This is a genomic window from Enterococcus sp. XAF26B05_ASV22 (assembly GCF_056727285.1).
Genome location: NZ_CM161538.1, coordinates 2822812 through 2848644 on the forward strand (window position 1 = coordinate 2822812; position 25833 = coordinate 2848644).

General features: G+C 36.7%; 24 protein-coding genes and 1 pseudogene. 1 reads left to right on the forward strand and 24 read right to left on the reverse strand.

What is annotated here, in order from left to right; translation table 11 throughout:
- Positions 1-191: 191 nt before the first annotated feature.
- Positions 192-1538, reverse strand: a complete 1347-nt coding sequence (locus AC1PU0_RS13980; protein ID WP_069653649.1) for an FAD-dependent oxidoreductase — start codon at positions 1536-1538, stop codon at positions 192-194.
- Positions 1539-1729: 191 nt separating this feature from the next.
- Here AC1PU0_RS13980 and AC1PU0_RS13985 point away from each other — a divergent pair, with 191 nt between their 5' ends.
- Positions 1730-3211, forward strand: coding sequence for an AcpB/EbpR/MafR family transcriptional regulator (locus AC1PU0_RS13985; protein WP_069653648.1), 1482 nt, complete (start codon positions 1730-1732; stop codon positions 3209-3211).
- A gap of 221 nt (positions 3212-3432) precedes the next feature.
- Here AC1PU0_RS13985 and lepB read toward each other — a convergent pair whose 3' ends face one another.
- The 23 genes and pseudogenes from lepB to AC1PU0_RS14100 form a co-directional block, all read right to left on the reverse strand.
- Positions 3433-4281, reverse strand: coding sequence for a signal peptidase I (gene lepB / locus AC1PU0_RS13990; RefSeq protein WP_479998496.1), 849 nt, complete (start codon positions 4279-4281; stop codon positions 3433-3435).
- A 157-nt stretch (positions 4282-4438) separates the two neighbouring features.
- Positions 4439-4840: a LysM peptidoglycan-binding domain-containing protein gene (locus AC1PU0_RS13995; RefSeq protein WP_206836227.1), complete on the reverse strand. Its 402-nt coding sequence runs from the start codon at positions 4838-4840 to the stop codon at positions 4439-4441.
- A gap of 32 nt (positions 4841-4872) precedes the next feature.
- Positions 4873-6228 (reverse strand): hypothetical protein, encoded by a 1356-nt coding sequence (locus AC1PU0_RS14000; RefSeq protein WP_479998497.1) that lies wholly within the window; start codon positions 6226-6228, stop codon positions 4873-4875.
- Between the two features lie 31 nt (positions 6229-6259).
- Positions 6260-6961 (reverse strand): hypothetical protein, encoded by a 702-nt coding sequence (locus AC1PU0_RS14005; RefSeq protein WP_069653645.1) that lies wholly within the window; start codon positions 6959-6961, stop codon positions 6260-6262.
- 408 nt (positions 6962-7369) lie between these two features.
- On the reverse strand, positions 7370-7750 hold the full coding sequence (locus AC1PU0_RS14010; RefSeq protein ID WP_069653644.1) for a type II toxin-antitoxin system PemK/MazF family toxin: 381 nt from the start codon (positions 7748-7750) through the stop codon (positions 7370-7372).
- An 18-nt stretch (positions 7751-7768) separates the two neighbouring features.
- Positions 7769-8884: an alanine racemase gene (alr, locus tag AC1PU0_RS14015; RefSeq protein ID WP_206849018.1), complete on the reverse strand. Its 1116-nt coding sequence runs from the start codon at positions 8882-8884 to the stop codon at positions 7769-7771.
- 94 nt (positions 8885-8978) lie between these two features.
- Positions 8979-9332: a holo-ACP synthase gene (gene acpS, locus AC1PU0_RS14020; RefSeq protein ID WP_069653642.1), complete on the reverse strand. Its 354-nt coding sequence runs from the start codon at positions 9330-9332 to the stop codon at positions 8979-8981.
- Positions 9333-9706: 374 nt separating this feature from the next.
- On the reverse strand, positions 9707-11248 hold the full coding sequence (gene cshA, locus AC1PU0_RS14025; protein ID WP_069653641.1) for a degradosome RNA helicase CshA: 1542 nt from the start codon (positions 11246-11248) through the stop codon (positions 9707-9709).
- Positions 11249-11582: 334 nt separating this feature from the next.
- On the reverse strand, positions 11583-12950 hold the full coding sequence (locus AC1PU0_RS14030) for a UDP-N-acetylmuramoyl-tripeptide--D-alanyl-D-alanine ligase (protein WP_206849017.1): 1368 nt from the start codon (positions 12948-12950) through the stop codon (positions 11583-11585).
- A 129-nt stretch (positions 12951-13079) separates the two neighbouring features.
- Positions 13080-14156, reverse strand: a complete 1077-nt coding sequence (locus AC1PU0_RS14035; RefSeq protein WP_069653639.1) for a D-alanine--D-alanine ligase — start codon at positions 14154-14156, stop codon at positions 13080-13082.
- A 420-nt stretch (positions 14157-14576) separates the two neighbouring features.
- On the reverse strand, positions 14577-15026 hold the full coding sequence (locus AC1PU0_RS14040; protein ID WP_206849015.1) for a YaiI/YqxD family protein: 450 nt from the start codon (positions 15024-15026) through the stop codon (positions 14577-14579).
- A 33-nt stretch (positions 15027-15059) separates the two neighbouring features.
- Positions 15060-16070, reverse strand: coding sequence for a DNA topoisomerase IV subunit B family protein (locus AC1PU0_RS14045; protein ID WP_206849014.1), 1011 nt, complete (start codon positions 16068-16070; stop codon positions 15060-15062).
- A 199-nt stretch (positions 16071-16269) separates the two neighbouring features.
- On the reverse strand, positions 16270-17280 hold the full coding sequence (locus AC1PU0_RS14050; protein WP_206849013.1) for a sugar kinase: 1011 nt from the start codon (positions 17278-17280) through the stop codon (positions 16270-16272).
- 123 nt (positions 17281-17403) lie between these two features.
- Positions 17404-18147 carry a 2-dehydro-3-deoxy-phosphogluconate aldolase gene (dagF, locus tag AC1PU0_RS14055; protein WP_206849012.1) on the reverse strand — a complete coding sequence of 248 codons (744 nt, stop codon included), beginning with the start codon at positions 18145-18147 and terminating at the stop codon, positions 17404-17406.
- A 15-nt stretch (positions 18148-18162) separates the two neighbouring features.
- Positions 18163-19257, reverse strand: a complete 1095-nt coding sequence (locus AC1PU0_RS14060; RefSeq protein ID WP_206849011.1) for a DgaE family pyridoxal phosphate-dependent ammonia lyase — start codon at positions 19255-19257, stop codon at positions 18163-18165.
- Positions 19247-20355, reverse strand: a pseudogene (locus AC1PU0_RS14065) (amidohydrolase/deacetylase family metallohydrolase). The gene AC1PU0_RS14060 and the pseudogene AC1PU0_RS14065 overlap by 11 nt, the downstream one beginning before the upstream one ends.
- A gap of 8 nt (positions 20356-20363) precedes the next feature.
- The gene (locus tag AC1PU0_RS14070; protein WP_206849009.1) at positions 20364-21452 is read right to left on the reverse strand and encodes a DUF871 domain-containing protein; all 1089 of its coding nucleotides are present in this window, start codon (positions 21450-21452) and stop codon (positions 20364-20366) included.
- 314 nt (positions 21453-21766) lie between these two features.
- The gene (locus tag AC1PU0_RS14075; RefSeq protein WP_206849008.1) at positions 21767-23086 is read right to left on the reverse strand and encodes a PTS sugar transporter subunit IIC; all 1320 of its coding nucleotides are present in this window, start codon (positions 23084-23086) and stop codon (positions 21767-21769) included.
- Between the two features lie 122 nt (positions 23087-23208).
- Positions 23209-23871, reverse strand: coding sequence for a DUF4310 family protein (locus AC1PU0_RS14080; protein WP_479998498.1), 663 nt, complete (start codon positions 23869-23871; stop codon positions 23209-23211).
- A gap of 24 nt (positions 23872-23895) precedes the next feature.
- Complete coding sequence (locus AC1PU0_RS14085; RefSeq protein WP_479998499.1) at positions 23896-24678, reverse strand: DUF4311 domain-containing protein; 783 nt, start codon at positions 24676-24678, stop codon at positions 23896-23898.
- 13 nt (positions 24679-24691) lie between these two features.
- Positions 24692-25054 (reverse strand): DUF4312 family protein, encoded by a 363-nt coding sequence (locus tag AC1PU0_RS14090; RefSeq protein WP_479998500.1) that lies wholly within the window; start codon positions 25052-25054, stop codon positions 24692-24694.
- A 25-nt stretch (positions 25055-25079) separates the two neighbouring features.
- Positions 25080-25433 carry a glycine-rich SFCGS family protein gene (locus AC1PU0_RS14095; RefSeq protein ID WP_111247627.1) on the reverse strand — a complete coding sequence of 118 codons (354 nt, stop codon included), beginning with the start codon at positions 25431-25433 and terminating at the stop codon, positions 25080-25082.
- A gap of 57 nt (positions 25434-25490) precedes the next feature.
- Positions 25491-25829, reverse strand: a complete 339-nt coding sequence (locus AC1PU0_RS14100) for a PRD domain-containing protein (protein ID WP_479998501.1) — start codon at positions 25827-25829, stop codon at positions 25491-25493.
- Between the last annotated feature and the right edge of the window lie 4 nt (positions 25830-25833).

Here is a 25833-nt window from a genome sequence, read left to right on the forward strand (position 1 = left end):
ACAGACTTTTTTATAGAATTTATCCGTTTTAGGAAAGCAAAAAAAGTAACAGCTTATTTTTATAAAAAAAGAGTAAAGTCTAATCAACAGACCTTACTCTACTCATGGAATATGAGTTGAATCTTTCTCTTCCTCACATTCTCTAAGTATTATAGCAATAATAGTAGAAATTAAAGCACCTTACTTCAAATTTATTCAATCTTATACTTTTCAATCAAAAATTCATAGGCTGCCCGACTAATGATCCCCATCGGTTGATTGATGCTTGGGTTAAAATAAAAATCCATCGTAACTAATTCTTCAAGTGTTATTCCTTGGTTGATGGCCAAAGATAATGTGTTGATTGATTGCGTAATATCTTTTTCTGACATCAATTGAGCGCCAATTAATTTGTGCGACCCTTTTTCAAAAACCATTTTGATATGCACGTCCTCCTGCAATTCAAGGTAAGGCAATTGACATGGTACTGTCAAAAAGATACTTTCAACTTCGATGCCTTCAAATTTGGCTTCTATTTCGGTTAATCCAGTACTTGCAACGTAGCAGTCGAAAATGTTAGCAGCGGTTGTTTTTTGTGTTTTATTATATTTCATCGGATACCCTATTACGTTCATTGCAGCTACTGTTGCGCTGCGAACAACATTATTGACTAAAGGAATAAAAGATTTACGATAACTATTGTGGACAGGATAAGAAATAACATCACCCAAAGCAAAAATATCAGGATCACTTGTCTGCATCTGCTCATTAACACGAATCGTTCCGTTTGCATTCAAATCTAGAAAATCCTTTACTAATGTAGTATCTGGTCGAGCATTGACAGCTACGATCACATAATCATTTCTGATTTCTTCATTTGTTGTTTTCGTGACAAACAACTCTTTGTCTGTGTCTGAAAAGCCAATAACACTCTCATTTAAATGAAGTTTAACGCCAGAGTCTCGAATTTTTTGTTCAATCAATGAAGATAGATCCTTATCTAAATAACGAAATAGAACTGAATCAGCACTTTCAATTAAGTGAATTTCTTTGCCTTGTCCTCTCAAAGCATCGCACAATTCTACACCGATATATCCACCACCAACAATCGAAATAGATTTTGCATGTTCTAATTTTTCCAACACTTCCTTAGAGCTTGAATAGCTTTTAAAAACAGTAACCTTGTCTTTACTTGGTAATGTTAGGTTCGTGGAAAATTGATTTGATCCAGTTGCAAGGATTAACTTCTCGTAGTTGATTTCATGTGATTTTTTAGAGGTATCCAAGTAGGCAATGGTTTTTTTATCAGGATCGATTGTAGTCACTGTTGCGTTTAGTAAGACATCTACACCTTGTTCTTCTAATTCTTCAGAGGTAAGGTATCTCACGTTGTCCAAATCATTGACTAATTGATTTAATTTCAAAACAATCCCACTTGAAACAAAGCTAAGCTCACCTCTTTTTTCAATTAAAACAACCTCTGTTTGAGGATTTAACTTCTTTATCGTTACCGCAGCTTGAAGCCCTCCATGTGAGGCTCCGATAATTACTACTTTCACTATGGTTCTTCTCCCTTCAATTGAATAAACCATCATTGCAATTACATAATTATAAATTAAAAAAATTATTACACTTCATTATATATATAATTTCGTTTTTTTGAAATAATAATAAAGAGTTACTTTCTTTTTATACAATGCGTATTGCCATTTTCTTATGAATCAAGTATGCTTAAAGTGAGGTGTCTATTATGCTAAAACGAGATTTTTTAGAAAAGCCCTTCGATTATATGAATGATATATTATTATTTTTATACAACAATCAAGGCAAGGCAACAAAAAACGAGCTAGTCAACGAATTTCAAATTAGCTTACCAACATTGAATGAGTATCTGTCATTCCTCCAAAGTTTTCTGGAAGAGAATCAAGTAAGCGAGCAAGTTGAAATAACATTACAAGGTGAAAATATCTTTTTAAAAAAACAACCGACATTCCCATTGAAGAAGGTTGTTGTACTTTTTCTAGAAAAATCAATTAAATTTCAAATGATCAATCAACTGTTCAATAAAGGGGAATTGACCTGTGATTATTTTCAGCTGAACTACGCAATCAGCTCAGCGACTTATTATCGCAAAATTACTGAATTAAATGAATTGCTAAAGGAATTTCGACTTCAAATCAAACGTGGAAAATTAATCGGTGAAGAAAAACAGATTCGCTATTTTTTCTTTAGTTTCTTCTGGTTTCTTTTTGAAGACAAATCAAGTTTAGAAAAAGAAACGGCTAATCAATATCTTGGTTTTGTAGATATTTTAAAAGAGTCTCTTAATCTAGTCTTTGATCCAACCGAGGTGCTACAAATCAAATTATGGATGAAAATATCTTTTAGACGACAGACGACTGAATTTAATCCGGTCATTAGTCCAAACTACGATTATCCTGACCGACCGTTATTTGAAGAGATCAATTTGTCTTTACATACATATATGAAAAAAATCGACCGTCCATATACTATTTATGAAGCATACATGTTTTATGACTTCTTTTGTTCTATGCACAATTTTTCTCCTAATTCTTCTTTTGCTTTCAGATTAGCAGAACAACAACGTAGACAAAGTTCTTATTTAAACTATATGAACAAAGTGATCTTAAAATATCTAAAGCAACAAGGCTATTTATCGAGTTATGCGTCATCCGCTCGATTATTGTATATTGAAAATCTATTGTTCCAGCTTCATTCTCAACTATATTATTTCGATGGGTTTATTTTGCCTTTTGATAGTTGGACCATAAAGTCTATCGTCAATGCGCATCGTCATCCCTTTTCCGGTAATGAAGTTTTTGAATTGATGGATATTGCGACTAAAAAGTTTGATCAAGATGGTGAAAAAGACAGTTACAAAAATAAATTCACTGAAATTCATTATACGATTATATTGAACCACATTGCTGAATTAAATGAAGAGAAAATTTCGATTGGTGTTTATCATTCATTAAATCCTTTTATTGGTGAATTAGTTATCCAACATTTAACAAATGTTTTAGGGCATAAATACCCAATCAAGGCGGAAGCTTTTAAAGAGGATAGCCATTATGACATCCTACTTTCAAATATTTATAGTGACATGATTTCTGAAAAACAAGAACTTATCTATATTTTTTCTGATATTGGTAATAGTTATGATATGACTGAAATTGAAAAATTGATTATTCAGCTGATTGATACGAGATAATTATTTCTATCACTAATTGAAATTATAGCAGAGAACAGACCCTTGATGTTCTCTGTTTTCTTTATACCTACTAAATTTAATGAGAATAGTAATTAAATTGCAATAAAAAAATTTTATTTCTGTTTCTTTTTATTTATTTTAATAACGATAATCATCAATCAAAATCATATTTTTTCTTTATAATAATGAAAATAAAAAAACGATAAAATATTATCGTTTTTTTATTTTATCCAACCGACATTATTAAACGGTGCAAATCTAAAGGAAACAACTCCTTCGATTGCAAGACCATCAACTAAACCAAATGTTCTACTATCACTGGAATTATTTCGATTGTCTCCTAATACAAAATAATGTCCTTTAGGAATTTTTTTCAATTTTGACATCTGGTCCAAACTGTCTTCAGAGAGATTGACTTTGATTGTTCCATCAGGCAGTTCACTTGCGGCAGATAATTCCGAAACTTTTGGTAACGATTCCGCTTGATGATTAATAAATAAATCACTACCTTCAGTCCAAACTAAGTCTCCTGGCATACCGATGACACGTTTCACATACTGAAACTCGCTTTTTACGGGTGGTTTAAATGTGATGATTTCGTATCTTCTAGGCTCTTTTGTTCGACGTACAATGACCCGATCACCATTTAGCAATGTTGGTTTCATTGAATCCCCATCAACCATATGAGGTGAAGTATTTAAAATAAAGAAGAAAACAAAGATTGCAAATACTACAACGGGTAACATGAACTTGATGATTTCAATGATACTATCTTGTCTTTTTTTCTTTCTTAGTCTTTCAACTTCTTCTTTCGTTAACTTTCTCTTTTTCCTCTTTTTATTGATTGGTTTTGAAATTCCGACTATTTCTTCTTTTGGCCTTGGTCTTACTCTTGGTTTTTCACTTTTAGGTTCCGTTTGTCCTGTAGGGCGAGGACGTTTCTTTTTTAGTACTGGCTGGGGATGTTTTCTATTCTTGTTTTTACTTTTATTTTTTGTTTTTTTGTTTTTATTAAATTGTCTTTTTAATTGTCGTATCAGTCGTTCAAAACGTTCTTTTATTTCATCCATGATGCACCTCAATCATACCAATTAATACTCTTAGTTAAGAATAACAGACTGCTATGTATTTTTCCATATAAAAACCCAACAATAGGACTACTCTTAAATTGAAAAAAGTGAGCGAGGCAAAACTCTAAAAAGTTTTGCTCCACCCACCTAAAGCTTACTATTGATCGAATACTAATTCCTGTCCCTCAACAATGATGCTACTACTAAGCTGATTTTTATTCATTAATGTTTGGATCGATAAGCCTGAATCTTGAGCAATTTCCCATAAAGTCTGACCGTTTTTTACAATATAGACTTCTTTAGGTGCCTCTTTTTCCTTGTCTTCAGCAACGGTATTTTCAGATGTCGTTTCTTTCTTTGGTTCCGCTTGTGGAACTACAGGTGTTGGAGGCGGCGCAATTGCTGTTCCACCGTCTGCTGTTACTGGTACAGATTCCATACCGCCACCTGCTGAGGCTCCTAAAACCATTGAACTAGACATAAAGTAAATAACAGTACTAAACAATATTGCAGAAAAAATCAACAGAATAGAATTTTTTTTATTGATTTGTTTTTTCATATTGTTCCTCCCTTCATTCGTTTTGTGATTGTTTAGTTTCCAGATTTATCCAAACGTGATAGTTTGCTTAAACGTTCCTCTAATTCACGGTAAATCGTCATTACTTCATTTTTAGATTCTTCTACTTCATTTGAAATATTTTTCGCACGGTTGCCAATATTCAACATTTCAAGTTCTGCTGAGTTGACCATGTGTTTCGCTTCAACTTGCGCTTCACTGATAATGCGATTTGCTTCTTTCTTGGCTGAAACCATTACTTCACCGATCTCTTGTTGTGATTTCAACGCCTCTTCTTGTAAGGATTGATTTTTCAACAATAAATCATTGATTTGTTGTTTTGCTTGCAATAGTTCAGCTAATTGGTTCCCTGTCGCTTCTCCAGTTGCAGACATGCTACGCATTGTTTCAAGTTCAGCATTTAAGGTTTCTAGTTCTTCTTCTTTTTCTTTGTTAATCGTTCTTAAACCAGCTAATTCGGATTCAAAGACATTTTTTTGGATAGAATATTTATCATTCAACCCTTGGATACGCCCTAGACTTGTTTCCAACTCGCTTTTTTCTTTTAGAACTGTTTCCAATTCTTTTTTCAATTCATCCACGCGACTGTTGTCAACAGAAACATCACTATCTGTTGCTAAAGTGATTTCCTTGTCTTTTAATTCTTGGTTTTCTTGTTGTAAACGGCGCATTTGTTCTTGAAGATCAGCAAGTTTTTGTGTCAATTCTTGATTTTCTTTATCCGTAGTTTGAAGTTTTTCATTCAATGATTCTAATTCCATCTTCACCGTCTCCAATGCTTCTTGTTTTTCTCCGATTGTTCCTCGGGCACTTAAATCAGCTTGTAATTGTTGTATTTCTTTTTCTTTTTCGAGAATTTGAGTTTCCAACGCTTTATCTTTCTCAACAAGCGCTGTTTCTAAGTATGCAATTTGTTCTTGCTTACGACTATTTTCTTTTTCTAATTCTTCGATTTGTGCGTTTAAACGAGTAATTTCTTCTGTAGAATCCGCAGTCTCATTTGCATCTTCCAGCTCAAAAATCTCTGTTTCTTTTTGATTGAGCTGTGTCGCTAAATCGTCATTTTTCTCTTTTAATGATTCAAGTTCTTCTTGGCTATTTTCAACCTTTAAAACTAATTGCTTATTCTGTTGAGATAGTCGGAAATTTTCTTCTTTATTTTGTTCGAATTCAGATTCTTGCAATCTGTATTCTTTGATCAATTCTCTTAAGCGTGTAATCTCTTGTTCTTGTTCCGCTAGTAAGTTGCTATTAGTGTTCGTCGTTACTGAATTTAGTTGTTTTTCTTCTGCCGAATTAAAATCTACTTCTTGTGTTAATTCGTCATCGGAAACCTCGTTAATTTTTTTAATTAACCGTCTCTTTGCCATGTGTTTACACCTCGTCTTTTATTTCTCTACTCTACTTGTCTAATACTATTTTTTCTAAGTTACTGTCTGTAGTTCCTCTTGTATAAACGATTGATTTTTTAGATAGCTTGTTCGTTTGATCTCGATATGTAAAGTTAAAATCAATCATTGTTATCTCTTTTACTGGCTGTAACTCTTTGATAAAGGTTTCAATATTTTTTTCAGCTGTTTGGAAATCACTAAATGTCAATGCTGTTGGAAAAACTGACACGGTCAATGTTTCCGTTTTTTGACTAATCATGATCGCCACATTCGCTTCTCCAAAAAAGGGCTGCCAATCTCTTAGAAGTTGAAGTTCATAATTATCAAGTGCTTGAGCATCTCTGCTTTCTACCACTTTTCTCCAAGGAAATTCGGTCAATTTCAACGCATTTTCTTTATAACTCTCAATTTCAGCGCCAGAAGCTCCTCCTCTGGCGTCTTTGATCTCGTCAATCTTCAACTCTAAATTTTTATTATCTTTTCTTAAAGCATCTTGATTATAAAGTATCCCAAAGAGTACTAAGCAAAAAACAAGAGCGCCAATCATCAAAAATAGTAATGAGCGATTATTCTCTTGATACTTATAAAAATTGATCTTGCGCTTCATTTTTGGACTATCAGAATCTAAGGTCTCCAGTTGAAATCGTACATACAGCTGATAACTGAAAATAAGAAACAGTATTACTACTAATACAAACATGAAAATCGTCATCAAATATAAACTCCTTTACCCTTAATAAAAAAACACTAACTATATCTATTTTTTGAAAGTTATCCACTTTCCACCCAATTATATATAGTTTATTGTAACATTACGTACCCTCGTTGCCAACGTTTTTTTATAATAATGCAAAAAAACGTTAATACAAGACGAAACAATTATGTCAAATTATTATTTTTTTAGTATTTAAGATAAAGGAAATTGATTCTAATTGATTGATTTTTCGTTTCCAGCTGCTGATATTAGTATTTTTAGTATTTAGTAACAAATAACAAAAAATAACAATGTATAAGTAAAAAACAAGGTGATTCTTTTTAGAATTACAATGTCCTACATGACTATCCCGACATTAACAAAACAGGATATGTCCTATGTTCTCCATTAAAATACCTAATACATTTAGCGATATGTACCAAGATTTTCTTCTTCTAGCTCTGCTTCTACGATCCCTACACTAACACCCAACGCGCGGTCAACAGAGTCCATGATTTCTATACCTAAATGGCAAACTTTTTCTTTCAAACGTATTTTATCTATAGTACGGATCTGTTCTAGTAAAATGACCGAATCACGTTCGATTCCAGTTTCTTCAGAATTAATCCCTATATGTGTTGGTAATTTTGGCTTAGCCATCTTCGCTGTGATTGCAGCGACAATGATCGTTGGGCTAAAATGATTGCCTAAATTATTTTGTATGACTAGTACTGGACGTACTCCCCCTTGTTCCGATCCTACAACAGGGGATAAGTCTGCAAAATATATGTCACCCCTTTTGACCATTTTAAACCTCCTATTCTATTAATACTCCCTTGGCATGCGTTCAGAAAATGTGCATGCTACTTCATAATGGATCGTTTCTAGTTTATCTGCGACCATTTGCATCGTAATCTCTTCTCCATGATCGTGCCCAATCAATGTAACTTGCGTCCCTATTGCTGTTTGCTTTGGCAAACGAATCATGCATTGATCCATACAAATCCTACCAACGATTTCACATCGCTCACCATTTACTAACACTGAAAAGCCCTGTAGATGACGCAGCCAACCATCTGCATAACCAATTGGTACTGTGCCGATCCATTCCTTTTCGGTTGTGGTATAGGTATTACCGTAACCAATTCCTTCTCCAGCTGAAAGTTCTTTGACCTGAATCAGTTTTGAGACCAAACTCAGTGCGGGTTTTAATGGGTAAGTTTCTGGTAACGCATGTCCCGACGGATTCAATCCATACATTGCTATACCAAAACGAATCATATTTCCCACATTTTCAGGATGCCACAAAGCTGTCGCACTATTGCTAACATGAACATATTTTGGTAAGTCAACAAGTACTGCCAAAATTGTTTGAAAACGATGTGTTTGTTTTTCAAAATAGCGTATATCTTTTTCATCTGCTGTAGAAAAATGCGTAAATAATCCTTCCCAAATAAGCACATTTGTTGATTGAACTAAATCAACTGTTTGCTTTACCGCTTCTGGCGTAGTAAATCCAATGCGCCCCATGCCTGTATCCACTTTTATATGTATTTTCAATGGTGTTGGTGTTTCTATATACTTCAATTGCTCAATCGCTTGTTCCAACCATTCTTGAGTTGCTACCGTGACAGATAAATCATATTTCAACAGCAAGTCTATGTAAGAAACGTCAACGACACTTAAAATCAGTATTGGTTCTGTAATGCCTGCTTCACGCAGTTCTATCGCTTCATCTAAGATTGCTACACAAAATCCCGTAGCGCCTCCCTCAATAGCCGCTCTGGCCGTTTGAACAGCTCCATGACCATAGCCATTTGCTTTAACTACTGCAAATAATTCTGTTCCTTGCGGCATTCGTTTTACTTCGTTGCCAACATTTTCTTTAATTGCTTGTGTATCGATCACTAACTTTGTGGGACGATGCCATCCTACAGCCATATGTGTCCTTCTTTCTTTTAAGGTCGAAACAAAACCTAATCAAACGTATTGTCATAACCTTTATTCAAATTTAATAGATAAATCCAGCTTCACTTTATACAACTTCCAAAATGATTTGGGCAACCGCAAAAGTGTCTGTATGAGAAATTGAAACAAATACATTGCCTTCATGAGGAGATTTAGTAACTTTTGGCGCACCATTCTCTTCTTTTAACACTTCAACATCCTTTAACCCAACACTTCCAATCCCTGTCCCCCACGCCTTAGAAAAAGCTTCTTTGCAAGCAAATCTACCTGCTAAAAACTCTACTTGACGTTTATGAGGTAATGTTTGAAAAAGAGCGAGCTCATCATTAGTCAAAACTCTTCTTACAAAGGACGTTTTGTTTTCGATAATTTTTTCAATTCTTGAGAGTTCTACCATATCTATACCAATTCCTTTAATCATTCTTCCGAGCCCTCTTTTTTTATTTTATAAATTACTCTTATTCTATCAAATTTTAGCAATTTTTCCACATAATAATGTAAAAATTATTAAAAAGCTGAAAGAGCTCGCTCCCCACTACCAAAAAAACAGGAAAAGTTGACTATGATTCTTTTTACCACTCCTATTTTTTTCTTTTTTCAAACCTCTTTAATCCTCAGAACCACAACTTTTTAGGGACTATTAACATTGAAATAACATGCAGTGTTAGCTCTTAAAGCTAGAATTCAATAAAAGAGGGTAGAACAGAGCATTTAAGCTTTGTTCTACCCTCTTAAAATCCAATAAACAGTTAAATTGAACGTTGATTATTTTTATTTATACTTTTTTTGAATTTATTAATTTGAGTTATCTCTAATAACAAAGCTACGTTTTTTATCGTTGTGACGTTTTGCTGAACGATTGTCTTTGCTCTTATTATAGCCGCCGCCATTTCCGCTGCCGCCAGTACCTTTGTTATTTTTGTTTCCACGGTAACCGCCACCGCCGTTTTTATTACGATTACGGCTGTTGCCACCGCCACCGCTACGATTATTTTTGTTGAAGCCTTTTTTAGTTGATGGTAATGGACGCTCTGGTGTAATTTTTACCGGCACAGCATCTGATGGATCTTTAGAAATAGTTTTTAGTAATAATGCTGCTAAATCTTCAGCAGAATATTTTTCTAAAAGGTCTTTAGCTGCAGGCAAATAATTTTCTAGACCATTTTCTGCCATTTTTTCTTCAACCGTTTCGATTGCTGCACCTAATTGTCCTTTAAAGGCTTCTTGTTCATTTGGTGGACGTAACGGTGTCATGCGTTTTTTCGTTAATTCTTCGATAACATGTAAGTAACCCATTTCGTTTGGTGTCACAAAAGTTACTGACATTCCGCCTTTACCAGCACGACCTGTACGGCCGATACGGTGAACATAACTCTCTGGATCTTGTGGAATATCGTAGTTGTAAACATGCGTAACACCTGAAATATCTAGTCCACGAGCTGCTACGTCTGTCGCAACTAAAATATCTAAGTTTCCATTTTTAAATGAACGTAAAACGCTCATACGTTTTTGTTGTGATAAATCACCATGGATTCCTTCAGCTTTGTATCCGCGCGCTTCTAAACCACGAGCTAATTCATCTACACGACGTTTTGTACGACCAAATACGATTGTCAATTCTGGTGTTTGAACGTCTAATAAGCGCGTCATTACATCGAATTTTTCGAAATCTTTTGAACGTACGTAATATTGATCGATCAAATCAGCAGTCATTTCTTTTGCTTTGATCTTCACGTGTTCTGGTTCTTTCATAAATTTCACGCCGATATTTTTAATAGCTGGCGGCATTGTTGCTGAAAATAGCAATGTTTGACGAGTTGATGGAATTTTTGAGATGATTTTTTCGATATCTTCTAAGAATCCCATATTCAACATTTCATCTGCTTCATCTAAAACTAACGTTTCAATTGTATCTAGTTTTAGAGTACGACGATTGATATGATCCAATAAACGTCCAGGTGTTCCGACAACAACATGTGGATTTTCTTTTAGTCCACGGATTTGACGGCCGATATCTGCTCCACCGTAAACGGCTTGTACACGGATTTTTTTATCGCGGCCTAAACGATATAACTCTTCTTGTGTTTGGATTGCTAACTCACGAGTTGGTGCAATCACGATTCCTTGCAACATACGTTTGCTTGTATCGATTTTTTGTAACATTGGTAACCCAAAAGCAGCTGTTTTACCAGTTCCTGTTTGTGCTTGTCCAATGACGTCTTTTCCTTGCAATGCTAGAGGGATTGTTTCCTCCTGAATCGGTGTTGCTTCTTCAAATCCTGAGCGCTCGATTGCTGCTAATAAATCTGTTTCTAAACCTAGTTCTTTAAATTTCAAATGATATCCTCCTAAATAGTGTTTGTTGCAGAAGAAATAGATTCTTCTAAAATTAATGTTACAGGTGATTTGACTTTCACTAATTTTGAAAATGTTCATGGAGTCAATAAACCTTCTACATAGGTTTCGTTTATTTTCTCATTAGTGTTACCGAAAAATCCACCTTATGAAGCTACAGGCACTAGAAAAGCCAAACGAGTTCGTTCAGCTTTTTTAATCTTTATATGATAGAAAAGTATCTTCAATAGGTACTTTCGTTTTATCTACTTCGATCTTTCGGCAATAGGTTATTCTACCATAGTTTTACATTTTCAGCAAGTTTTATGAAAGCTTGCTAAATTTTAATAAGTTTTGACACGACTTCATTTAATCCCATGCCATTGCTTGCTTTCAATACGACCATATCTTTGGGTTCAAGAATTGATTTTAATGTAGTTGTCAATGCTTCTTTTTCTTCTTTTTTGAAGTAATAAAGCTGTCTTTTTTGATATTTTTTTGTGAGTGTATCATATAGGGCACGCATTTCAGCGCCATACAGGACAACTTCTGCAATTTCGTTTGGATCCAGATGCTCGTTCACAGACATATGCATCGCTGCAGAATCTGACCCTAATTCAAGCATATCACCTAATACTGCCACTCGTTTTCCTTGTGTAGGCATCTGGCTAAAACTGTCTAATACTAAGTTCATTGCTGTTGGGTTGGCGTTATAAACATCGCTTAAAATCTCGATCCCTGTCTTACTTTTCAACCATTCAGTCCGATTTTTGGTTAATTGAAAATCAGCCAAACCTGCTTGGATTTTTTCTTCCGACATATCAAACCATTGCCCGATACAAATAGCAATCAATGCATTTCCAACGTTATATTTGCCTGGAACAGGAATAGTAAATACAGTGTTTGAGCCGTTGATCTTAAACGATGTATAGTCTTTTTGTGCTTCAACAATTGCTGCTTTGCAATCCGCTTGTTCCAAACCAAATGTTTGGATTGTTTGAGTGAATCCTACTGTTAACGGTACTAGTAAGGGTTCCTCTGCTGGAATAATCAACAAGCCTTTACCTGCAAGTCCTGCAGTGATTTCCATTTTCGCTTTTGCGATCCCTGCTCTTGAACCGAGATTTTCAATATGCGCCTCGCCAATCATTGTAATTGCAGCCACATCTGGCTGGGCTAACCTTGATAGAAAATCGATTTCATTTGCATGATCCATGCCCATCTCTAGAATCAGTTTTTCTGTTTCATCTGGCATATGTAAAATAGTGTATGGTAACCCGATATCATTATTATAATTGCCTTGCGTTTTATATGTCTTGAACTGTTGAGCCAGAACAGCTTCTGTCATATCTTTGGTCGTGGTTTTACCATTGCTCCCCGTAATCGCAATCACCGTAGGCTTCATTTTCTTTAGATAGTAAGCAGCTAGGTCTTGCATGGCTTTCAAGGTATTTGTGACTTTTAAAATCGGAAATTGTTCTGGCGCCGTTTCTAAAGAACTCCAAAAAGCAGCTTTTGCTCCGTTATCTATTGCACTGGTAACGAAGGAATGACCATCATTTTCACCTTTTAGTGGAACAAAAAGATTGCCTTGGGTTATTAATCTGCTGTCAAATTCAATTCCAGTCAATTCAAAATCTGACCATTGTTGCCAATCATTCGTAGCTTTTGTCGCTTCAGCGGCTTCCCAAAAAGTTAATTTCATCGGTTTCTCTCCTTTTTAAACGTAAACTATAGTTTCTTCACCATTCAAGGCTTCTACTTAGATTGAACTCATACATAAAAGGGCTGAAACAAAACTTCCAATGTTTTGTCTCCTCCCTTTTTTGGTGTGTTATCTTTCGTAAAAACTTTGTCTTTGTTTGAAACGATTTAAAGCTAATTGAATTAATTCTTCGATCAAATCACTGTATTTTAAGCCCATATTTTCCCATAATAAGGGATACATACTAAACTCAGTAAAACCAGGCATCGTATTTAATTCGTTTAAAAATAATTCATTTTTACTAGTCAAAAAGAAATCGCATCGACTTAACCCACTACCATCTAAAATAGTATACGCTTTTTTAGCAAATTCTTGTGCTTTTTGATGCACTTCATCCGGCACTTCAGCTGGAATTTGCATCGTGATTTGATTGTCGATGTATTTAGAATTGTAATCATAAAAATCAACATCTTTGACGATTTCACCAGGCAAGGTCGTTCGAACATCTTCATTACCTAAAATCGCTACCTCGATCTCACGAGCCTCGATTCCTTGCTCGACGATTGCTCTGGAATCATAACGATACGCTTCTTCCAACGCATTTTGTAGTTCTTCACGGTTTTCAGCTTTGCTGATCCCTACACTTGAGCCCATGTTAGCTGGTTTCACAAAAACGGGATAAATCAATGAACCTTCACACTGTTCAAAGACTTTTTTAGGATTTTCTTTCCAATCACTTCTTAGGACAGGAACAAATGGCACTTGAGGAATTCCTGCCGTTTGCAGTAGATATTTTGTCATGATTTTGTCCATTGCATTCGCACTTGCTAAAACGCCAGCTCCTACATATGGCATACCAATCGTTTCTAAAAAGCCTTGAATCGTCCCATCTTCACCGTTTGGTCCATGTAACACTGGGAAAACAATCGTCTCTTCTTCTTGGATTTCACACGGTAAAATCACACGTCCATTGTATTCTCCCCACTTATCTGTTTCGCCTTTTTCAGACCAATTTAGCTTCAGGACATCTGGACTTTCTGGCTTCTCTGATAGAAGTGGTCCTTTGACCCATTCTCCCTCTTTACTGATAAAAACCAATTGAACTTCATAATAATTATAGTAGATCGCATTTAAAACAGAATAGGCAGATAATATAGAAACATCATGTTCCTCACTTCTACCACCATATAACAATGTAATCTTCAAATGCTTTTCCTCCTAATTTTTGAAGCTAAACAGACTTGGTAGCTCTGATTGGAAAATAAGAAAGTGGTGCTTTTCGCCACAATCAGATTTTCTCTTTTTTCCGAAGAGCTAGCCTGTAAAGCTAGATAATTTTAAAGCTGAAAGAGCCCGTTTTGCCTTGAAAAAGAATATATGTCTGAAGTTTTTTTGTAGCATTCAGTTTTTCTCTTTTTTCCCAAAGGCTAGCTCTTGATGCTAAATATTCTTACGTAAAAAGGACATATTCAACTTCAATTAACACGGTTGTTGCGTCCAATAAATAAATTGAAAATAGTTCTTTCATATTTTAGCATAAAAGCGTTAGTCCGAATAGAAACAAATCACGAAATCAAAGAATTTTTTTATTCTTGTTCTTTCGAATAAGATAAGTATTTTTTCCTGCTATTTTATGTATCCGTTGATCAGCTCAACTAGATTGGCTTTGAATTTTTCACGATCTGCCTGTGTGAATGCTTTCGGCCCTTTCGTACGGCCACCACTTTTTCGTACTTTCGCACTAAAATAACGTTGTTCCAGTAATCCGTCCATATTTTCTCCTGTATATTCATATCCTAATTGATGCATCACTCGAGCACCTTTCGGCAAAACTAATGAAGCTAGCCCATAATCTTGTGTTACTAAAACATCACCCGTTTTAATCAACTGAACAATCTTATAATCTGCTGCATCAGCTCCTTTATCTACATAAACAAAAGAAACATTTTGAGGATACTCTTTTAAAGAATAATGATCGATACTCGTCACAATGACAACGTCGATCGAATAAGCTAGTGCAACTTCAATTGTTGTCTCTTTTACTGGTGAACCATCACCATCAATAAAAATTTTCATAACCGCCGCACCTTTCAATGATGAGCCATTCGTTTAATTTAAGTACCACGCCGGATGCCGTTTTAAAAAGATTGATACTTCAGTAAAAACAGCTTCTTTCACAATTTTGTAAAGCTCAGGATTTCTAATTTTCTTTTTGATGGCCCCAGTGTATCTGGGGCGTTTGACTCTGACGGAAAGAACCATGTCATAGCGTTCTGGAAAATTATCGATCGTTAAATACTTTAAACGATTCGTTTCTTCTAGAAATTGATTGATTGCATCTACCGTTCCTTGGATGAACCCTTCAAGATGTGTGCCACCATCAGATGGTAAATGACCGTTGACAAAACTGTCTTTAATGCTCGTAGAGCCATTCTTGGAGATAACGGCTTGAATCAAAACCCCTTCACTGATCGTGTTGATAATCAATGGTTGACCGCCTCTTGTGATGCTATCATCCTTTTGAAAAATGTATTCCACAAGTCCTTGTTCATAATGGAAAAAGTTTTTCTGTTTTTTTCCGTCAGTCAACGAAATGGTCAACCCGCTGTTTAGCATCGCCAGTTCTTGACATCGATTGAATAAAATAAAATAAGACAATGGTTTATTGCCAAATAGCAGTTCATCGGGTGTAAAAGCTAGTTCGATCCGTTGTCCCTCGTCTTCTGATGGAATCAAGGCTTTTTTGTTCAACTGCCCATTTTGATAAATTTGAATCATACGTTTGCCTAATTTCTCTACACCAAAACCAAGCTGTTCTGATAAGGCATTGACTACAGATAGAAAAAGATACGGGGGGGTGTACTGTTCTTCTGGTATTTTATCTAAAAATAACCCTTTTTTACTGAAAAAAGAAAAAATAAATTGGGTATTAGAAAGTTCTATCGAAAGTTCTGCCTGCTTTAGATCAACTGCTAAGTACAATAAATGATCTAGTACTTGCAAGACCATGCTTTCCAAGCCAGTTTGACCAATCCCACCAATGTACATACCTGGTCGTTTTCGAATACTATCTTTCAAAACATCATCGTCTAGTGCTTTCCAAATATTTTCATCGGTCATGTCGATCTCCTCCTCTAAACAGACTTTTTTATATAAAAAATAACGTATTACATAATAGCTCCGCTTCCTTAGCATACCAATTTATCTGCATCACGTAAATGGTTTCGCTAAAATCATTGCTTATCTTCATTATAATGAAAAAAAGAGTAGAACGAAAGTAGTATAAACGCATTTACACTATTTCATTCTACTCTTTTTTCTACCGAATCAGATCCACTGTCGGCTGTTCCATTAGATGTTTTACCTGTTTTCTAGTTGTAAGTGGCACATCTCCTTGGATCGTATGTGCTAAAACACCATTAGCAGTAGCAAATTCTACTGTTTCTAATAATGACCATCCTTCACTGATGCCAAGCAAAACTCCGGCAGCGTATCCATCTCCAGCACCGATTCGATCTAAACGAACGATTTCTCTTGGTGCTGCTTTGACTTGTTTTTCTGAATCAAATAAAAAACCTGTTAAATAGTGTTTGTCCCCTTCACCTTGACGAATCGTTCCAGCAAAATATTCAATCTGGTAGTCCGTCATAAACTGTTGAACCAATACTTCAAATTGTTTAGAGGCGTCTAACGTTTTAGCCAATTCCATTCCTAACAAGTCAGTCAAATCCCGCTGACTGCCAAAAACCACGTCACAATACGGTAACATTTTTTCATATTGTTCCTTCATAAATAAAACACCATGAGCTTCGTTTAAACTGGGGCGAAAATTAAAATCAAAACAAACTTTTTTTCCTAAAGCATGTGCCTTTTCAGCTAATATAAATGCCGCCTCACGCGTTTTTTCAGTTAAACTCAATGCTATACCACAAATATGGACTAAATCAACTTCAGCTAAAAATGCATCGAACTCATAATTAGAAGCTCCACTCACACCAAATGAACTATTTCGGCGATTTTGATAGGTTACTTGAGTCGGCCTTGGTCCAAAACCCATTTCAGCAAAGTAAGAGCCTATGTGATCTCCATATACGCCAATCCAATGATCTTGAATACCTAACTGACGAACACGCGCTTTAGCGGCTTCACCTAAACGATTATCAGGTAGGTTTGTCAGTAAGCTTGTTTGACACCCAAAATGCGCAAGATTGCTTAAAATATTGACACCTGTCCCTGTAAAGTCTAAACGTAATTCTTTGGTTTGCTCCAGCATCAAATATTCTGGTGGAGTTAGGCGCATCATTATTTCACCAAAAGCTGCAATTCTCATTTCTGACCCCTGCCTATTTCTAGCTTTTCAAGCTAGGACTTCGAAAAAAAGAGAACTCTTGTCTATTGTTTTGTCAGTCCTGAACGAGCTTGTTCTGCTTTTATTTTTTATCTAGCTCAGTTTTTATTTGCCCAAAGTGTTTTTCATCATCCCAAGCAAGGTTTTCACATCTTCTGGTTTAGTATCACCAGTCGCTGAGTCGATGATCGAGCTATACACATGAGGAATGATTTTCTTCACTCCTGCTTCCACTGCGATTTGTACGATTTCTTCAAAGTTTTCTAAATCAATACCACCAGTTGGTTCTAGATAGAAGTCATATTTCGCACAAGCTTCAGCGACTGCTTTGTATTCTTCGATATGCGCTAAGCCTTTCATCGGGAAGAATTTGATCGAGCTGCCTCCCATGTCTTGTAATAAGCGAATGGCTGTTTCGATCGTCACTTCTCCCGCTGGTGCTTGTGAACTTAATGGCCCTGTAGCGATATTGACGATGCCGACTTTGCCCGTTGGAGACACTAAGCCGTTTACGATCGTTTCATTTTGCCCTAATAAAGCACGAGATGTGCCAACACCTGTAAAAACCTGGTTGACGTGTTGAGGTTGTAAGTCTTTTGAAATTCTTGACACCATTTGGCTTTGGTTTGGATCACCAGCTCCTAAGCCGACAGACAATGCGTTGTTGGTTTCTGCGGCGTATTTTTTCATGTCTTCGATCGCCGCTTCGTCTGTTGGATAGTTTTTAGATAATACGCCTAAAACAATGTGTCCCTCTGCTGCTTCGTAACAGTCTTTCGCATTTTCTACTGAGTTGGCTAGGACGTTTAGGCAAATACGGTCTTCTAAATAGTTGGGTGTTAATGTCATAATTGATTCTCTCCTTTAATTCATCATTTCTTGTAGTCTTTTCGTGATCTTATTCATTTCCGCTTCATTCACTGAACGGATATCGAATTCGATAATGCCGTTATTTGCTTGGTATTCACGGGTGTAAATTGCTGGACTTTTCGCTTTTAGTTCTTGGATGACCTCTTTAGCTGATTTTGGCCCACTGACTTTGATACTGGCACGGTAAATATCTCTTCCAGCGCCGTCTTGAACGACTTTGGCTTCAAGGTTTGGGATAGTGTTCAATTTTTCAATAAATGGCGCCAACCGTGCTCGCATCGACGCTCCTGTTTCACTACCATTTTTTACATACTCTTCAACGGCTTGGGTGAACCCTAAAATATTCTCTTTACCGATTTTCATTGCACGGCCAATGCCTTTTCCTTGCAGACGAATCCATTCGATGTACTCTTTTTTCCCAATCACAAGTCCTGCGCTTGGGCCTTCGATGGCTTTCGCTCCGCTGTAAATCACTAGGTCTGCGCCAGCCTCGATGTATTTGAAGAGATCTTCTTCTGCTGCCGCATCTATGATTAGTGGTAGCTTGTGCTTTTGGGCTACCGTTGCGGCTTCTGCCACACTTAGCATACTTTTTTGAACCGTATGATGGCTCTTGATGTATAGAATCGCGGCAGTTTGGTCCGTGATCATCATTTCGATGTGTTCTGACGAGCACATATTTGCATACCCTGCTTCCACTACTTGACCGCCACCTTGTTGGACCATTATTTCAACGGGCGTGCCGTAGTCTACATTGTGCCCTTTAGGCAGGATGATTTCACGTTTCGTTACCTTCTCTGTGTACGGATGATAAGCATGATAGACAGAACCTTCCCCGATCAAAGCCGCCACACTTTGCGCAATACCAGCAGAAGCGCAAGACACGACTTGAGCATCTTCGACCTTTAATAATTTCGCTAAATAGGCACCTGTTTGAATACTTAATTCACTCATTTCAAAGAAATGTTCGCCACCGAACTTTTGAGCAGCTAAGACATTCTCTGACACTTTTGACACGCCTAAGATTGTCATTCTGCCTGACGCATTGATGACTTCTTTTAACTTGAATTTTTCGTAGCTAATTGTCATAAACTGTTCCTCCAATAATGGTTTTTACAGGTTTGATCCATTCTTTTGTTTCTCTAGTAAATCCATTTGAATCAGTCACTATTTTCTGCCCTGCTTCAATCTTAAAGATCGTGATATCACCATCATACCCTTCTTTCAGATGTCCTTTTGTAGCCAACTGGAAATTTTCAGCAGGCGTTACAGTAACTTTCTCAATAATTTCAGACCATTCATACCCTACTACGCGCAATTTCTCCATTGTCGTCGCTAAATCATACACTGGTCCATTTTCTCGATTTCGAATATAAATGTCTGTACTGATAGACGTTGCCTTCATTCCTTCTCTTAAAGCTGTTTCTGCGACATGGAAATTAAAACTATCTGTCCCATGACCGATATCAAATACAATCCCTTTATCATAAGAGCCCAAGCAAAATCTTTGATTTGATTGGTTTCTTTATTGACTATTCCGTTCGATTTTCCATTGAAACAGTGGGTCAAAACATCTCCTTTTGACATATGAGCTAAAATTTCTTCTAGTTCCGGAGGCGCAGATCCAATGTGAACCATTAACGGCAAATGATTATTTTCTTTTTGAATATTCTTAGCCATTTCTAAAGGAGTAATACCATTTTCTCCAATCACCGTTTTGCTCATACGAGCTTTGATCCCTACCACAAAACCAGGTAATTCAGCTAATGCATTATGCACTAATTCTTCTTTGACTTTGCTTAAATCAGCCAGTTCATCTTGTTCAACGATCCCCCATTTTGAAATATTGATTAACGCATAGACATTTGTTTTTGCTTGTTTTGCTAAGTCGTAGAATTCATGGATATTTTCTGCACCTGTCGTACCCGCATCAATTAATGTCGTTACACCTTTTTTGACACCAATTTCATCAGGAAAATCGTAATATAACGTCATCTTCTCAAAACAATGTACATGATCATCGATCCAGCCAGCTGATACGTAAGTCCCTTGCTCTAACTCGATCAGTTCTTTACTGTCCGCATCAATTTTCTCTGAAACTTTTGCAATTTTCCCAGCATTGATTGCTATTTCTACTGGATTTCCTTTAATAGTTTTCCCGTTCTTTATGATTAAATCGTAACTCATTTTATCCCCTACTTTTCTTTAAATCTAAATTTAGTCCAGGGTTTTACAAACGCCAACAACAATAATTCTTTTTCTGTTATTTTCCCTACTTTATTTTTACGCTCATCTGAATGTGGCTGTAAAACAATTTGCAGTTCATTTTTGTATTTTCCAAAAGCATCATTCCCAATGACTACATCGCCAATTTGAAAGGTTTGTACATTGTCATGTGCTGGATTGGCTTTATTTTTATATTTTTTACGGACTTCGGTTGAACGAACTACTTGGTCTGTGATGTCACCACGACGGAAGTGTTGTTCCTTCAACGTAATTTCTTTTTCAATCGCGCTGACATCTTTTGTAAATTCGATAGCCAATTCTAACTGATAACGATTTAAACTACCTAATAATTCTAATTCTTCATCTGATGCATACGCATTTCCAATAATTACATCATCAATCAATCCCGTCGCAAATAAATGTTTTGTTTGGATGTCGACTGGTAAATGTCGATGCATTTCTAGGGTTGGTAACCCATCATTTACATCCCATGGACCAATCTCACCTACTTGAGAATTGATAAATGCCGCTGTACGAATCCCATGTTTTTTAAAACGAATGCTACAACGCTCAAAGAAATCATACGGCAAAGCTGTCCCTTCCTGCGGATAAAAGTTGTGACATCCATAAAGAAATGGAACGTTGGCTTCATAGGTCAAAATATTATCAAGATACGCCACATCGTTACTCATATTCAGTTCAATCGCTAAATCAAATGGATTAAACGTCAGCTTCGCTTCCTTGTTGCCATCAAATCCAGCATCTAACCGAATACCGTCAGCACCAGTCTCATAAAAGAACGTTAAATCATCATATGAAATTTGTAATTCATCAAAAATATTCGGTGCCACATCTAAAATCGTTTCATACCCTAACTCTTTTGCAAAAGCAATCAACGATTTGAACTTTTCTTTTACAACTTCTTTGCCTTCTGTTACTTCCAACATACTCATAAAGATTCGTGAAAACCCACATTCACTGGCCTTTTTCAAATACGTTTTATCTTTTTCTGCATCACTATGATCTGGATATACGGATACACCTAATGCTCTTTTCATGACTTTTACCCTCGCTTTATATGGTCGAATTTATGTCTGTATTTCCAAGAAATAACTGAACTGCATAAAATAGTTACGCTCCCTACTATAAATAGAGGCTGTCTAACGAAAACTCCAACTAGGATGGAGAACAAAATCAACCCAATTGATACAAGACATAACTGCAACAACCGTAACCCTGTAAATTTTGCAGGTAACCAGTTTTTTTCAATCATGACTTGACTAAAAATAAAAAATATACTAAACCAAATGAACATGATCTTAATCACCAAAGAGGATAGTAACGTTACTACCCTCCCTTTCTGATTTCTTACTTATGCAACTGTTTTCGCATTCTTTTCAGCTGCTAATTCCTCTGCTTCTTTGTCTAACTGTTGTTTTTCGTATACTTTGAAGAATGGATAATAAATCGCCAAAGTAATTACGAAATTGACACAGACTAATAGTGCTGCTGGGACACTCCAGTTTGTACTCATCCAAGCAGCAACTGGCGCAGGTATCGCAAACGGTAAACGTGCCGCCATCATTGGAATCACATTTGTCACCGTTAAGAAATAAGAAAATGTCGTTGTGATCAATGGTGCAACGATAAATGGAATCCCCAAAATCGGGTTCATTACGATAGGTGTCCCAAAAATCACTGGTTCATTAATATTAAATAATCCCGGTAAGAAGGACAAGCGTCCTAAACTTTTCAAGTAGGTTGATTTGGAAAACATCATTAAAACGACTAATGCTAAAGTAGTACCGGCTCCACCGATCCAGATAAACCACTGTAAAAATTGTTCCGTAAAGATATTCGGCAAGTTATGAACCGATGCACCTTCTTGGAAAGCAAGGGTATTTTCAGCAATCGACATATCCCAAAAAGGTCTGATAACCGGTCCCATGATTGCTGGTCCATGAATCCCTAAAACCCAGAAGAAACAAATCAAGAAGACTGTAAGTAATCCGCCAAACAAACTGTTTCCTGCTAAGGTGTCTTTTAACGGCATCAATAACGTACTCAAAAAACCATTTAAGTCAAAACCGATAACATGACGAATCACCCAAAATAATAATAAAATCACTGCACCAGGAATCAATGCGATAAATGAATTCGACACTTCTGGCGGAACACCGTCCGGCATTTTGATTGTGATGTTCTTTTGGATAAAGAAACGATAAATTTCTACAGAAACAAGTGCAGTAACAATAGCCCCAAATAAAGAAGCTGACCCTATATTAGCTAAATTGATATAGCGTCCAGCACCGATCACATTTTTAACATCTTCAAAAACACGTGTCGGAGGTGCTGCTGTGACTAAAAATGCCATCACCGCTAAAATCCCACATGTCAAAGAATCTAACTTATAACTTGTCGCCAGAGAAGAAGCAATCCCAAACGTTGCATATAGAGCTAAAATCCCCATTGTATATCGTGACGGAATATCTAAAACTGCTTGGTAAGGCTCGATAAACTTCATATAAGCCTCAATCGGAATATTCTGAAATACTGTGAAAAAAGCACCCACGATTGTCAAAGGCATTGTTGCAATAAGTCCCTTTCTAATCGCCGTCATATGTCTTTGTGAACCAAATTTATTGGCAATTGGCATCAATTTTACTTCCATCCACTGCACAAAACCATTCATTTCTTTTGTCCTCCATTCAAAAATTAGTATGAATAAAAAATCAAATTATTTCCAATTCATAATAACATGGTAACATTATAATGTAAACGGTTTTCAAAAGAAAAGTGCAACTTCAATCGGTTTTAACGAGGCAAATCTACTGGAAAAAGTGCACCAAAGATCATTGCACCTAAAATTGCACCACCTGCTATCGGTTTTTTCCATACATAGAAAATCACAGCGCCAATAATTGACCCAATACCGATTGGCGCTGACGCACCACATGCACTGATTATGATCAGCGGCCCTAAGAAGCGACCTGAAGCATTTCCAGCTCCCATCATGACATCTGCACCAAAGGTAGAATTTGACTGATTAATAGTGAATTTCCGAATCATAATAATGATTCCACCGATGATCAACCCTAAGATCATTCCAGTCGCTAAGGATAGACCAAAGTTTTTAACAGGTGCTGTGACTCCCATACTTAAAAGAATCGCTGGAACTCCAATCCCAACTCCCGTTAAAATCGCTCCGCCAATATCTAAAATCCCAACCAATGATCCTTCTAAAATACGTGCAAACAAGAAGCTTGCGCCGAATGCAGCCGCAGCACCGTATGAGCCACCATCCATCCCAGCTTTCAACATCGCAACGATCGCTACTTCATTAAATGCCCCCACACCATGCTCAATGTACATATGCGTTCCAGCAAATACACCTGCTGACAGTAAACCGACCAAAATTGGAAATGACCAATCAGCAAACCAAAAATTCTTTTTTTCTAACGCTACTATTTCATCCATCAAAGTTCCTCACTTTCTACTTGATTAGTTGCCAACACTAAAAACATCATGCACATTTTGCAGCCAACCTGGAATTTGCAAACGGAAACTTTCAATCATTTGTAAATCAAATCCACGGAAAAAACCACTAAAGACAAATAACAAAATTACTGCTACCATCATACTTTTCGTTACTTTATTCCAGCCAATTTCGTCGACTCCCTTACCAATCAAAATTCCTAATACAACACCTGGTACGGCATTTCCCATAATCATTGTCGCAAGACCCCCAAAAATAGTTGCCCAAAGTCCAGAGCGTTTTCCAGCATCGATTGCCGCCAACCAGAATAAAACGGGCATTACTGTGTTGATCAAAAGATTCGCTGCTGGTACTAACACAGCAACCGCTGTCACTTGTAAAGACTCTGGAATCGCTGATGCGGTCGTATTCAAAAATGCCACCACCAACATCCCTACGATTGCACCTGAAATCCCCATTTTCTTAGGATTGTGCATTGTTTCAGCGATATTTTTATTTTTTGCTAATAAAGCGGCTGCAGCCCAGTTAGGAATGACACGATGATCGACATCTTGTGTAAAAGCTCCTGCGCCAACCGTTGATGCCCAAGCATTGAAGAAGAAACCTAATCCAAATGAAAAATGACTGGCTGCATCTCCTTCACATGCATTCATTTCACCTAATGTCCTAAATGCACCTAGGCCTTGTGTACTTGGTGCGTGGAACATTCTTGCAGCGCCGGCGCCCGCTGCAAATCCAACCAATCCCCCAATCAGTAATGACTTGAGTAAAACGACTAAAACATCCATCTAATTTGCCTCCTTATGCATTCTTTGTCTCTTTCCAAAAAAAATTGGGAAGACCTTTTGGATCAGCAACTTTTTTTTCTACAAATGTAATCGTGTCCATTTCAATCAGTGTAATCTCCACTTCCACATCTAGCATTACGCGATAATCGGCACGTGCTCGAGGTAAAAAGAAAAAGAAAAAGCGTTCTGTATAAGTTTCTTGTTCTGCTGTGATAATCTGAATATCTAATGGCTCTATTCGAACGATCACATCCTCTCTTTCCTTTAGTACACGATTATGGATTTGATTCAGCGCATTGGCGAAAGCCAGATTTTTTTCTTTCCCCGTTCCTTCAACCTGAATCACCTGACGTTTTTTTATCGTTACTTGCTCCATTTGGTTTTCCCTCCTAGTTTAATCGTTACGCTTTCTTTTTCAGATACGCTTCAACTATACGTTTGCCTAATTCTTCTTGATCCATAAAACCAAAACCTAAAACTGTTTTCCCATCATTTATTGCCGTTACACCTTCGTCGATCGAACGCATACCATGACGTTCTGGATAGCCGTATTTTGTAGCCGCTGTCAAGGCACCAGCTCCTCCGCTTCCACAAAATGAAATGCCTAAATCTGCCTTTTCTTGTTGCATAACATCTCCTAAACGCATATCTGCACCCATTCCTGGCACAACAACGGCTTTGCCTCCTGCGGCCTCTACACCTTTTGCAACATTTTGTCCTTTACCTAAGCGATCTGCGATTACTACTGTTATCATAGTTGATTCCTCCATTTTTTATTTAGATAGTGATAGTCAAACTTCAATTCTTCATACTTAACTATCGCTTTGCCTTGCCGCTTCAAAATGAATCGATAATACGTACATTTCATCTTGTGGCAGATTCCCAATATGTTGAACCACTTGATCTGCAATTGCTAACGCCTCTTTCGATACTTCTTCAAACATCACAGGATCAACGCCAGACATTTTTTCTCCAGCAATCGAGCGCTTGATCATTTCGTTGACGTGGTTGATCAAAATTGTCCATTGTAATTGAGTCGGTTGCATTGCTTGCTTCTCCAACAATCCATAAATTTGCGCAACTGTCGCTTCTAACGCCACTTTATGCGGACTTTCATCAATGATTTTTTTTGCATCCTCATTTAACTTCATACCT